Origin of the sequence: Paraburkholderia panacisoli (genome assembly GCF_008369935.1) — a bacterium.
Taxonomy (GTDB): domain Bacteria; phylum Pseudomonadota; class Gammaproteobacteria; order Burkholderiales; family Burkholderiaceae; genus Paraburkholderia; species Paraburkholderia panacisoli.
Genome location: NZ_VTUZ01000025.1, coordinates 14,888 through 28,017 on the forward strand (window position 1 = coordinate 14,888; position 13,130 = coordinate 28,017).

At 61.8% G+C, this 13,130-nt stretch carries 7 protein-coding genes; 2 read left to right on the forward strand and 5 right to left on the reverse strand.

The window, feature by feature from the left end:
* Positions 1 to 8: 8 nt before the first annotated feature.
* The 4 genes from FVF58_RS30435 to FVF58_RS30450 form a co-directional block, all read right to left on the reverse strand.
* Entirely contained in the window at positions 9 to 611 is a 603-nt protein-coding gene (locus FVF58_RS30435; RefSeq protein ID WP_149673484.1) for a DUF4136 domain-containing protein, read from the reverse strand.
* A 32-nt stretch (positions 612 to 643) separates the two neighbouring features.
* Positions 644 to 3,151, reverse strand: coding sequence for a CHASE2 domain-containing protein (locus FVF58_RS30440; RefSeq protein ID WP_149673485.1), 2,508 nt, complete (start codon positions 3,149 to 3,151; stop codon positions 644 to 646).
* Between the two features lie 54 nt (positions 3,152 to 3,205).
* On the reverse strand, positions 3,206 to 4,588 hold the full coding sequence (locus FVF58_RS30445) for a FecR family protein (protein ID WP_149673577.1): 1,383 nt from the start codon (positions 4,586 to 4,588) through the stop codon (positions 3,206 to 3,208).
* 68 nt (positions 4,589 to 4,656) lie between these two features.
* A complete protein-coding gene (locus FVF58_RS30450) occupies positions 4,657 to 5,394 on the reverse strand; it encodes a response regulator transcription factor (protein ID WP_149673486.1) in 738 nt (245 codons plus the stop codon).
* A 720-nt stretch (positions 5,395 to 6,114) separates the two neighbouring features.
* On the opposite strand from FVF58_RS30450, the gene FVF58_RS30455 reads away from it, so the two are divergent.
* Positions 6,115 to 7,416 carry a tyrosine-type recombinase/integrase gene (locus FVF58_RS30455; protein WP_149673487.1) on the forward strand — a complete coding sequence of 434 codons (1,302 nt, stop codon included), beginning with the start codon at positions 6,115 to 6,117 and terminating at the stop codon, positions 7,414 to 7,416.
* Here FVF58_RS30455 and FVF58_RS30460 read toward each other — a convergent pair.
* Positions 7,373 to 7,618, reverse strand: a complete 246-nt coding sequence (locus FVF58_RS30460) for a helix-turn-helix transcriptional regulator (RefSeq protein ID WP_149673488.1) — start codon at positions 7,616 to 7,618, stop codon at positions 7,373 to 7,375. The genes FVF58_RS30455 and FVF58_RS30460 overlap by 44 nt on opposite strands.
* 1,293 nt (positions 7,619 to 8,911) lie before the next feature.
* Between FVF58_RS30460 and FVF58_RS30465 the strand changes: the two genes are divergently transcribed.
* A complete protein-coding gene (locus tag FVF58_RS30465; RefSeq protein ID WP_149673489.1) occupies positions 8,912 to 12,994 on the forward strand; it encodes a restriction endonuclease in 4,083 nt (1,360 codons plus the stop codon).
* Positions 12,995 to 13,130 lie beyond the last annotated feature (136 nt).

A 13,130-nucleotide genomic window follows, 5' to 3' on the forward strand; every position in this document is an offset into this window, starting at 1 on the left:
CCGCGCCTTTACGGTTGCTGCGGCTTCACCGAGATCACCGTCGGCACGCTGCTCGCCTTGTCCTGCTGGAGTTTCACACGCCAGTCCGGCGGCGCGTCGAACGGAAACTTGGCGAGCGCGCTTTTCACAAGAACCGGCATCGCATGTGTCGGGTCGGCGTCGCGATCGGCGATGACCGCGCTGACCTTGTAGCGCTCGTCGCCGCTCGTGCGCTCGAAAAACCGCAGCGTCAACGAATGCTGGTACGCGCGCCCGCCGAACAGCGAGAACAGCACAGCGGGCTTCGGACAGTCGCTCGGCGCGCAATCGCCCGCGCCGACGCCGATACCAATCGCACGTGGCCGCGTGTCGTAAGCGATCGACAACAGATAGTGCGCGGGCTTGCCCGCCGCCTCGACGAAGCCGCGCCTGGCCAGTTCCTCGCGCAGCAAAGCCTCGAATTGCGGATGATCTGCGCTCGCGTCCTGCGACGGCAAGCGCGCGATCGGGTAGGTCGGCTCGCCTTGCAGCGCGGCCGGCGGATTCGCAGTGTGCACGTCCGCGTTCAAACCCGCGCAGCCGGTGAGACTCGCCGCAGCCAGCGCGGCACACATCAGGGTGACTTTTGCCATCTTCTCGCTTCGATAAGGTACGTGTCGATACGTCATGAACATAGCGTGCGGGATGCGTCGGACTGCGCGTCCTCCAGCGCCGGCAGCCAGATCGTGAAGGCGGTGCCCTCGCCGGGCGCGCTGACCACGTCGACGTCGCCACCGTGGCGCGTCACCACGGTCTTGACGAACGCCATGCCCAGCCCCGCGCCGCCCACCTCGGGCCGCTGCGTCGCATGAAAGCGGCGGAAGCGCTCGAACAGCCCCGCCTGCTGATCCTTCGGAATACCGTAACCCTGGTCGCGGATCGTGCACGACACGCGCCGCGCGGCGCCGGGCATGGCGGCCGGACCCACGCTACCGACGCTGCACACGATGCGCGTATCCGGCGGGCTGTACTTGACCGCGTTGTTCAGAATGTTGACCAGCGCGCGCGTCATCAGCGAGCGGTCGACGCAGATCCAGTGGCCGTCGTCGGCATCGCCGCCCGTATCCGTTTGCAGCGAGATGCGCCTCGCGTGCGCTTGCGGCCAGACTTCGTCGCTGGCGTCGATCACCAGCTCGGTCAGACTCGCCGGTTCGAGCACATAGGCTTGCGATTCGGCGCGCGCCAGTTGCACGGAGTCGTCGGCGAGCGTCAGCGCGCGTTGCGCATAGCGTTCGATGCGGCCCAGCAGATCGCGCGCCAGCGCGGGCTCGGTGCGGCCGCGTTCGATCTCGACCAACGCCAGAATCGACGCCTGCGGCGAACGCATGTCGTGCGACAGCAGCCGCAACGCGTCTTCCCGCTGACGCTCGGCCGCATGCAACGCCGACACGTCGACGAGGCCCGCGATCCAGCCGGTCGTCTCGCCTTGCGCGTTGGTGCAGGTCGCGTAGCGCAGCAGATGGTCGCGCTCGTCTGCGTCGCGTACCTCGACGCCCTGTGCCATCAGCGCGGCAAATTCGCCGCGCGCCGGATCGAGCGGCGCGGGCCAGTGCGCATGCGCGTAGAGATTGCGTTCGGCATCCGCCGCTGCGCTCCGGTCATTCGCGACCCGGTCGATCGCCTTGACGAGCGTCAGACCGCCCAACACCGTCTGCATCGGCCGCCCTTGCGGCGACGGCGCGCGCAAGCGCGCGAAATGCGCCTTGGCCGCATGGTTGGCGATCAGCACGACACCTTGCACGTCGCTCACGAGGATCGGCTCGGGCACGCTGTCGAGGCGGTCCCACACGAAGCGCTTCATGTCCTGCACGCGCTGCGCGGCTTGCGCCATCAGCGCCATATGCTGCTCCAGCACGTCGCCGCCGAACTCGCGGCGGCGCTGCGGGGTTTCCGGCAGCAGATGGGGTTCGTCGGCGAGACGTTGCAGCTCTTCGCGCAGATAGGCCATCGTCATTTCGAGGCGCCGCCAGTTCCAGATCGGATACACGACCACCAGCCCGGCGATCGCCGGCACCGGCGACGCCCAGAGCCGCGCGCCATAGAGCGCCGCGGCACTGCCGGCCGCCGCGAGCAGCGCCAGCGTGCCCGTCAGCAGCAGCGAACGGCGCGGCGACAACACCAGGAATCCGGCCAGCAGCGCGGCGAGCGGCGCCAGCGACGCCGCGAACACCAGCCAGCGTGCGGCCGGCTCGATCTCGCGGCCGGTGACGAGCGCGTCGAGCACGTTCGCGTGGATATACACGCCGGGCAACGGGCCCAGCTCGCCGGACACCGGCGTCGCAAACCGGTCGTACAAGCCGGACGCGGTCACGCCGATCACGACGATGCGTCCGTGCAACTGCCCGGCTGGCACGTCGCCGGCGAGCACGCGCGCGAAGCTCAGCCTCGGGTAGGTCTGCGCGTTCGGCCCGAACGGGATCAGGAAGCGGTCTTCGCCGCCTTCATCTCGAATGGTGCGGCGCGCCGCCGCCTCGGCCGGGGCCTGCCACTGCGGCGGCGCATTCAGACGCAGCGTGCCATGCTCGACGGCATCGGCGACCGGCACCATCAACTGCGGCCAGCGCGAGCCGGCGTCGCCCTGGAACTGCGCGACGCTACGCACGATGCCGTCGCTGTCCACCTCGAAATTGATGTGGCCGAGCCCGGCCGCCGCGTGTGCGAGCGGCGCCACCGGTTCGACCGCGACGCGCCGGCCGTTGTGGTCGGGCGCGGTGAGCAGTACGGGCAGGTAGGTTGGGCTGAGCGCGATCGCGTGCGCGAGTTGGGCGTCGTCGGAATTGGGCTCGGTGAACAGCACGTCGTAGATCACGGCGGCGGGCTTCGCCTTCGCGATCTGTTCGAGCAGCTTCGCATGGACGCTACGCGGCCACGGCCAGCGCCCGAGCTCGGCGACGCTCGCGTTGTCGATTTCGACCACCACGATATCGGGTAGCAAGGCTGGCGCGCGCAGACTCAGAAAGCGGTCGTACACCAGTTGATCGACGCTCGCGCTCAGGCGACCCAGCGACGCGAGCAGAATCACCACGACGCCGAGGCAGCCGATGCTCACCCATTCGATCAGAAAGCGCCGGCCGGCGCGTCGGCCGAGACGGGCTCGCGGATCGAGACTCAGGCGCGTAGGTGTGGTCGGCAAGAGAAGGCGTGGTTCAGAGCTAGGGAGCGGGCCGGCCCCGTGAATCTACCAGCGTCAGCGCGCCAGCTGAAACGAGCGGACCGCGCTGTTCTTCTCGTAGAAGCGGCCGTTTTCGAACTGCTCGGCGACGATCGTCCAGTAGTAGACGCCCGCCGGCAGGTCGCTGACGACCAGCTGGCCGGCCGAGAGATCGGTGCTGTCGACGATCGGATGTCCCAGATCGGCGTCCGTGGCCAGCACGAAACGAAAACGCGTCTCGACGTTCGGGCGGCTGCTGACGAACCAGCGGAATTCGTAGTCGCGGCCGCCGGCGCGCGGCGCGGCCGACGCCTCCAGTCCGAGTTGGCGCCTCTCGAACGCGTACACCTGCGGCAGACCGTCGAGCCCGTTTGCGGCGGTTGCGGCGATCCGCACGAAGTACGTGCCGTCGGGCAGATCGCCGAAATCCGCATGCGGCGCGGCGACCCGCTGGTCGCGGATCAGGTCGAGCTGATCGGCGTCGCGCGAGATCTGCACACGGTAGCCGACCGCGTGTTCGGCCGGCACGAGATCGAACGCGACCGTCTTGCCGTCCTGCACCCTGGCCGGCTTTGACAACGCGGGCGCGGCGAGCAGCTCGACCGGATCGCCGATCGCGCCGTCCGAACGCGTGACACTGCCGAAGCTCGCCTCGACGAGTTGCCTGGATGCTTGCAGCGGCACACCGGGCAGCGGCGCCGTGTCCCGGCCGCGCGACCCGAGCGGGTCCACGCCGACCGCGCCATCGAGCACCGCCACCGCGGTGGTCTGTGCGGCGCCGCTATAGGTGACCTTGAAACGCGTGCCGCGCACGCCCGCCACCACCGACGGCGAACGGATCTGGAAGCGGTCGTCGCGCTTCGTCGCATGCGTGACCTGGCTTTCGACTTCGCCCCGGCGCAGTTCGAAGATGCTGTCGCCCGCGCCGGTCAGCGTGGTGCGCCGCAGTTTACCGATGTCCAGCTCGCCGTCCTGCGCGACCGTCACGTATGAGCCGTCCGGCAGCTCCAGCGTGACGAAGCCGTTCGGCCCGGTGCGGATGTGGTCGCCTTCGACGAGCGTCGTGGACGCCGTCACCGGCACGTAGGGATTCTTGCCGAACGCGTGCTCGGCCGGACCGCTGGTCGCGACCACGCGGGCCGCTTCTGGGTCCTGCCTGAGCTTGCCGGCCGGCAGACGCAACACGATGCCGGCCGGCATGCGGCGCGGCGCGGACACGTGGTTCAGACGGCTCAACAACGCCCAATCGGCCGGATCGCTGGGATAACGGCTGGCGATGTCATACAGCGAGTCGCCTTCGCGCGTCGTGTAGGAGACGTAAGCCGGCGCGGTGGCTTTCACGCGCGGCTTGAACACGCGCGATGCCGGCGGCTCGGCCAGTGCCGCACCGCACCAGTTCATGGCGATGAGGCCGGCCATCGCCAGCCAGCCCGCCGCGCGCCAAGCCCGGCACGACGGCGCCGCGCACTGACACTTCCGGGGACGCGTCACGCTTCCCCCGCTTCCGGGGCGTCATTGGTCGCTGCCGGCGGCTCATCGGCGTTGATCCGCTCGAGCCGGTAGCCATAACCGTACATCGGGGTCAGTCGATAGCCGTGCTCCGGGCGCAGCCCGAGCTTGCTGCGCAGCATCGAGACGTGGGTGTCCATGGTGCGCGACGGGATGTCGGTCGCCTGCTTCCAGATCACGTCGAGAATGTGCGCGCGCGATAGCGGCCGGCTCAGATGCTGGAACAGCAACAGTGCGAGCTCGAACTCCTTTTGCGTGAGCGCGACCGTGTTGCCCCGCACCACCACGTGCTTGGCGCCGAGATCGAATTCGAATTCGCCGAACACTTCTTTGGCAGCCGGCGGCTTGAGGGAATAGGCGCGGCGCAGCAGCGAGCCGACGCGCGCCAGCAGCACCGCCGCCGACACCGGCTTGACCAGATAGTCATCCGCGCCGGTGTTCAGGATCGACGTGATGTCGGTTTCGCGGCCACGGCTCGTCATGAAGAGAACCGGCAGGCGCTCGGAGAGGCTTTCGCGTACCCAGTGCAGCACCTCTTCGCCCGACATGTCGGGGACGTTCCAGTCGAGCACCAGCAGATCGAAAGTCTGGCGCCGCAATTGCCGCACCAGTTCGCGCCCCGCGTCGTATGCGTGACAGACATGCCCCGCTGCGGACAGCGTTTGGCAAACCAGATCGGCCTGAGCCGAATCGTCATCCAGAACAGCAATTCTCATAAAACCCCGCAACGCGACATCGTACTTCGTGACTGGTGACCGGCGAGCCGGCAAATGACCGGGATGGCGGCGCTGACACCGTCGATCAGCTTCGATTCAAACTCCGGCTGCTCGTCTTTTGACTAGTGGCCCTTTCCTCGCCCCCGTTTAGCACTGCTTTCGCATCATCTCGAAATCAGCGCCTATATTGGCTTTGTCACATCAATTATTCCGGGCAGTCCATCTTAATCGAAATCGCCCGCCATTTTTCCGGACGCCGGTCAGCGCCTTGTCGTCGGCGCGCCCGGCGGGGAGCCGTTTCCGGGAATTTTCCTTGTGATCTTCCTGGGTCCGTAGGGGCTTGATTCCGGCCTGCAAAATCGTCGCTCAGGTCGGCTGGCCTCGCTCGCACGGTAATTTACCCGACTGCCTGTCTCAATTCAGAACGCTCCGCATTTGCGGGACGATGATTTAACAATTTTCAAGTCAGTATAAGAATAGTCCCAAGATAAATCGTTTAAACATTGTCAAATCGATTTGATACTGCGAACGCAGATATACACCGAAGCACACGGACACCACAAAAGAAACTTAAAAAACAATGACTTGAAACAACAATCAGATCAATCAACGTGGTAGCGACGCGCGTTATCGCGTTGCAAAACTCCGAGGTTGGCGTAACATTTTGCGTAGGTTTTTTTGCCACCGAAGGCAGTCCGAGAAACCCCCACCAGACCGAAAATGAAGTTCGACGCCAGACGGGCCAAGTTGCTCCAGCCGAAAGAACATATTGCGTTCGACGATTTCCCCGGCTTACGACTCGAAGCCACGGCGACGCGACGCACTTGGACGTACCGATACCGATCGCCTCTCGACGGTAACATGCGACAAATCAAGCTCGGGGATTGGCCAGCGATGCCTCTGGCCGCGGCGGTCGTTGAGTGGGAGGCAAAACGAGGCATCCGTGACACTGGCGACGATCCCGCCCTCGCGCGACGTCGGGCCAGAGCGCACGTGGCCGCACCGGACGCCAAACATGGTCCCGGTGCATATACCGTCCGGCGCCTCGTCGCCGATTATTTGGCCGGTCACGTCGAGCATAACGCCAGCCCCGCAGTGCAAGCAAATACTCGATATGCACTCGGCAGCCCCATCGAACCGATCTTGGACAAGCTTCCTGAAACCATCACTCGCAAGATAGCCTTCGATCTGCTGGAAAGGTTACGAGATCGCCCTACCTATGCGAACCGCATCAAGATGGAACTTAGCGCGGCGTGGGACTACGCGCTCGATGCCGGTCGGCTTCCCGAAAATACGCCGAACTGGTGGCGCCAGATCATGCGCGGACGGCTGCGCAGTAAGGGCCGCAGTCGCAACGGTGCGCGTGTCACAGACAAGCGTGTACTGACGGGCCCCGAGATCACTGCTCTCGTTCCGTGGGTGCAGGTGCTTGGGGAGGATGTAGCGGATGTAGCTCAGCTCTATCTATGGACAGGACAACGCGGCAACGAGATTGTCGCCATGCAGGGCGTCGAGTTGAGCGAAGAGGTTGATGGTCTCTGGTGGACTATTCCGAAGACAAAGACGAAAAACAAGCGCATAGAACGTGCGACTGCGCATCGCGTACCGCTCGTCGGTCGAGCTGAGGCGATCGTCCGAAAACGATGGGGGATTTACGGCGCCAGCTATCTATTTCCTTACACTACGCCGAAAGCAGGACGCCGTGCAGCTAAGTCACGCAAATGCATTACCCAAGCGAGTGTCGGGCAGATCATTGCCCGCTGCCAACCCTATTGGAAGGGAAACAACAGGCTAGTGACTGATCGTCCAATCCCCGTAACGGGATGGACGCCGCACGATCTTCGCCGCACTGCGCGTACGATGCTCGGCGCGCTGGGATGCGCGAACGAGGTAGCCGAAGAAATAATTGGTCACATCAAGCCGGGTATCGTCGGGGTCTACAACCTTTACAGCTACGATGTGGAAAAGCGAGAGTGGCTCACGAAGGTGGCCGCTCGGCTCGAGGAGCTGGCCGCTTCCTAACGCCTGTATTCTCCGGCGGCAGGAGGTCGGCAATCGGACGAGTGTCAGCCCATTCCTGAACCTCGTGTGCGAGCCACCCTACCCTCCGGCCCGACAGTAGACGCGGTTCAGGAAACGCCTTCTCGCGTACCAGTTTCTGTACGGTCGTCGGCGATAACGAGAGTGCCTCTGCCACTTCTTTCAGAGAGAAACAGATTTTCATTGCGACTTCACCTCTCGCGCGTTGCCCGTGATTCCCTATATGCGTTGGGCCGTTTAGATGATGAACAACCGGGGAATTGATGAGGCATCACTAACACCTCATACGTGCCCGAACGGAAGAGCGCACGTCTAAATCTAATGGGTAACATCGAACGCTGCAAATGCGGCCATAAGAAGGAAATTGCGTTTAGTGGCGTATCGATCGGACGTTGGCTATCCTCGGAGTTCCGCGGTAGTCCATTGCCAAATGAGGCTGAGCCGAAAATCATCGCCATCCCTGCTCCCGCGGGCTTGATTCTTTTCATTTCAGGTTCGATGAATGTCTAGCACGCGCAGCGCATCGGGGGCATGAAGTCCCGGCCTCACTTAGCACGCTTTACGTTGCATGCACCGACGGATATCTGCGGGTCCTCAGGTTGCCCGATTGGCTTCTCATTTCAGCCGGATAGAGTCAGCATCCCCACTCGATTGTCAATACGGTGGCCGGAGCCGTGTAGTGACGGGATACCCGCCTGCTCTGGCGACTACGATACCGTCGGCGATACCGGAAATTATGCCCGGCAGTTCACGGCTGTTACGGGAACGCAACGGCGGCTCAACGCCGCTTTGTTTGAAAATTCGCGGACACTCACCGTCTCGACGCGATTTCTAGGTGCGATACCGTCGCTAATACCGTCGGCCCTCTATAGCGTTACGACCATAGTGCGCGCCAAGAGCCCGTTTGAAAGGAGTAGAACATTGATGCGGCCCATGTTCAAGCTTCAGATGCGGACAGTAGCAAATCGGGCTTGGAATGCCTACCATCGAGAAGAAGACCGTCGAGGACACGACCCAGCGCGCCTTGACGGCTCAAGGCCGCGGGCTACATTTGCGGACGATGCGATGAAGGCAGGAAAGATGGCTGGACCGACAACCGGCCACAAGGCCCGGCGCGCAACCCGCGAGCCCGACAGCCGTACGCCGGGACGCACGAATTCAGGATTCTCGGGGAAGACGACGTTCAACGTATGGTGACTGCCACCAGCCGCGGCGGATTGCATGTATTTGCAGATTAGGCAGAGGGCACTTAAAGCGCCTTCGACTTGAACTCCCGGCCCAGAGGGCGTACGTTCGGCTTTCATCAGGAAATCGTCGGAGGGCATAAAGGGGGCTTCAACTAGCGCAAGTCGCTCAATTGGCCCCGCTTTGAACACCCCCGTGTTCCGAGCGTCCCCACCAGGCATAGATGAACGTCATCCCGACCGTGGCAAAGTCATTTAAAATCGCCCGAACGTAACTAAATGGATTAGCGCCTATGCCCACGGGGGCTTCCGGCCGAGCGTTCCTTCAGGATGTAGAGATCGGCGCCGAGCTACACGAACTAAAGCCTGCGCCATCGGTCGATGTGCTGCCTTTCGATGTCAGCTTTGACAAACTCACGGACCGTTCGTTTGAGTTGCTGCTTTACTCTCTCTACAAAGCGGGAGGTTCGTTCGCAGCCAAGCTGCAGTATGACAGCGTCCAACTTCTTCCTCGAGGTACGGATCGCGGACGTGACGTAGTCTTGCTCGCGGATCAGCGCCCGGTCGCAGTCGTCCAGTGCAAAAAGCATGGGAGCGCTTTGGCGTTGCCAGAGACATTGCGCGAGGTTTCGCGTCTGATTCTGGCGGCCATGGTGGACCCGGCAGTTGTGCCACTGCAATCAGGGCTCACTTACATATTAGCTGCGTCAGGTGGCCTTTCGGAGCCCGCCCAAGCGCTATTTCACGAAACAGGGCGAATCGTAAAGGAAGAGGAGTCGCTCATCTGTGAGTGCGCGCTGCAAACCCGGAAGAAATATACAAGCCTTCACGGATTGGATGAGACTGCCGCAGCCGACGGCGTCGTGGCTGCGCTGCGTAGCGCTTCGCTCCACTATCTTGCATCAGAGGACCTTGATGCATGGTTAAAGGAACAGCCGAGTGTGTATGCGAAGTTCTTCGCCGTACGTACAGTCGTCGAAACGCTTTGGGCGGAGCGGCAATTCGCTGCGCTGGCGAGTGAGTTTCGCCGTGGCTCTGCTGCACGGAAGGGCTCGAGTTTGGGCGGCTGGTATCACGCCTCGGCTACCGCATCGTTCTCCGTGGTAGCGCGTGCACCTGGCAATTCCGGTGGCCCACCGATCCTGCTCGACGACGTTTACGTGCCCCGCAAGCTGGAAGGTGTCGTCGAAGAGTGGCTAGGAAAAGCCGGCGCGAGCGCTGAGGGAGTCATGGTGGTGATCATAGCCCCCGGCGGTTACGGAAAAACCAGCCTGCTATGGCACTACCATCGCAAACACAACGCGATGCCTGGCGGGCATGCGCTCCTGTTCAGTGCGTCGATGATCGAGACAAAGGTCGACCGAGGCGATTTCGACGAGGATCTTACCGCACTTGTCGAGCATGTTTCCGCTCGCACCGCGGAAGGAGCAAGGGTAGCCGTGTGCCTCGATACATTCGACGTGCTCGCGCATCGAGAGGATCTTCAACTGGCAGGCCTGCGACTCGTGAGCGAGCTGATCGCAGCGGGCGCGAGTGTAGTGATGTCATCCCGCCCTGAAGAGGTTTCGCGGGTTCCCGTGGAGCAGCTCGCGGCGATCGCTGTACGCCTGTATCTGAGCGAGTATGACGAGGAAGAGTTCGCATTGGCGATTTCCGGCCACTGCCGCGCTTTCTATCGGCATACGGACATGACCTCGACTCAAGTCGAGCAGCAAATTCAGCGTATTCAAAATCTCGTGGCGCTCGGGCGGCCGGTGAAGGAAGTCTGCCTCAACCCTCTGACGCTGCGAATGCTGTTCGAACTCTACGCACCTAATCAGGTGCCAGAAGGTATCAATTCTCTCCGTCTGTATTCAGAATATTGGACAGCACGAGTACGTGGCGATCGTCGAATGGCTGGCCCGCTCGCCGCGCCGAACGCTGACGTTTCGGCCTCGGTCCTGCGGATCGCCGCGAAGATGCTCGATCATGGGACCCCCCTCCTTTCAGCTGATCAACTAGCTGACGAACTCGCCACCGGGCGTCTCCTCGAACACGACGTCGCCGAGCTACTGAACCGCAACCTGCTGATCCGCTCCGGTACGGGCAGCCTGGAGTTTTTTCACCAAACATTCTTTGAGCATGCTGCCGCGCGCCACCTTGATGACATCGGGTATGTTCCGCTGCACCATTTCGTTATGCAAGTCCGCGAAGTCGCTAACGACGCCTTTCGCCTACCGGTCTATGAGCAGCTCCTCCTGCTTCTCGCCGGCCGAGCCGGCAACACGCCGACAATCGAACAGCAGATAGATGCATTGCTGAACGAATCGCATCCTGGGCTCCAAGGCATCGGACTACACGCGCACATGCTTGCTACAAACGGGTACGAAGTCGGGCGTCTGTTCATGGCAAAGGCAGCACGCGAGAAAACCGTCTACCTTCTTACCCGCTTTTGCCAACTCATTTACAACCTTCAACGGCAGCGCGTATCAGAGGTGGTCGCTCTCATCGAGACGGCCTGGGACAGTCAACACTGGCGTTCGATGGAGTTGGTAGCACGTATGCTGGTTTGGCTCGCCCAGTCTGACTGGCCGGTATGCAAGAATCAGCTTGAGAAACATGACTTTGTGAAAGCGCTGCATGACTGCACGCCCAATGACTATGTTGACGTTGAACGTTTGGTAGTGTCGGTGTATCGCCATGGCGTGCCGGACGACGCTGAGTGGTCCTGCAACCAGATGCTCCGATGCGTACGGAACGGGCGCCATGCTCGCCTCGTGCTTGAGTTCGTAAGTGCCGAGGTGCATCGACTGCCTCGCCAGGTTGCAAAGGAAATTCAGCGCATAGTAATTGATAGGGCCAGACAGGCCCCCAACTCTCGCCACGGTCCAGTCCCTGACGTCCAAAGCCGCTGCCTGTCAGAAATCTGGCGCGCCCATCCGGAGATAGCGCCGACCGACGAAAACGCCTTACTACAGCACGACGCCGCTGAAGCCCGGCTTATGCTCCGTGCGCTCGCCATAACGCAAACCCCGACTACCCAGTCTCTAAAGCTCGTCCTGATAAATCGCGCCGAACGAGAAAGCGACGCCAGTCGACTCTACATATTGATGTACGAATTTATAGCACCGTCGATGGCAGAGGGTCCCGCTGTGGGCGAAGCTGTCTGGAAGAGTATGACTAGAGCATGCGAGCGACTGCTGCGTAGCGCTCTGATCGCGCCTGACGCCGCCGGACCCTGCGCGCGCGTAGTTTCGAACGCCATCAAAGACCTATACGTGCGCGACATCGACGCACCCGGCCTCTGGGAGATCATAAGACAAATCTCGGCGGACGACTGGCTCCAGGCCGTTAACTATCTCCCCTTGTTCCCGGTTGCTGTGGCAGATGGGGCACCAGCTGCGCTGCTGGCACTTGACCTTGTGTGCGGCGACCCGCATACGTACAGGCGACATGCTTCAATCCTCAAAGGTGCGCTCCCTAGCTTCTCCGTGACGGCGCGACGTTTTGGAGTCGTCCTCAAGCTCGCCGCGGCGACAACTGATTCCCGGCTGTTGATGACATATTTTCAGAAGGTAGAGTCATCCGGAGCGTGGCCTGATCTGCTTACTTTGGTAACGCAAGAACTCTCGACTGTTGACCAGATCATCCGTGGAGCCTTGACCTCGCGGGTCGGGTCGGTGCGAATGTCCGCCTTCCAGTTACTCGCGTTTCTTGCACGCCGCAAGGCGATGTCGGCCCCGTCCCATAGCACCGTTTTACGCTGGCTGAATGACGAGCAACAACCTGAAGTACGCGCAGCCGCCTTACCCTTGTTGGTCACGGCGACCGACACATCGACTGTGGACTCAACTGTGGCAGCTTTGCTTCGTAGCGCAAACTACGGAAAGCCATCTTCTTCAAATGGTGTCGTCGAACAGCTACGCGAAGTGCTGACCATTCCTGCGATTCGGCTCTCCCGTTCGCTGCAAAAAGCCATCCTCACCTTCGCATTGCGCAACAACGCCACGGAACCACAAGTGAGTATCGTGGGACGAGTGATTGACCTCAGCATTGGCGTTGACGATCTCGACGCGGCGCAAGATGCCGCACTTCTTTTGCTGCAGAGTGAGACTGCACAAAATCTCAGCGCTACACAAAAGCGGTCACTTGGTCATCACCTCGATAAACCGTTCCTATCGCTTTACCGTCGACTCACGGTGACGGAGTTGTGGCGTCATTGCGTTTCATTGAAGCAGCTTGACGAACACCTTGGGCGTCTTGTCGTGGTGTCCCTTTGCAAAAGCGAGCGACACGACATCGACGACTTTCTCAACTCGATTCTTGATGATGTCGAAGTCCATCCACGACTCAAGCGCATCATTCAAGACTATCGACAGTTTCTATGGCGACGTTAAGAGAACCGGTTTAGCACTGCTGCCTGACAATTGCCCCCGTCGATACAGACGACTGACTACCGTGCGCAACCTGAAACGTACAGGTCGCTGAAATGCTCGATTGGGGCGAAGGCGTATCGACAGACGGCCGAGAGCA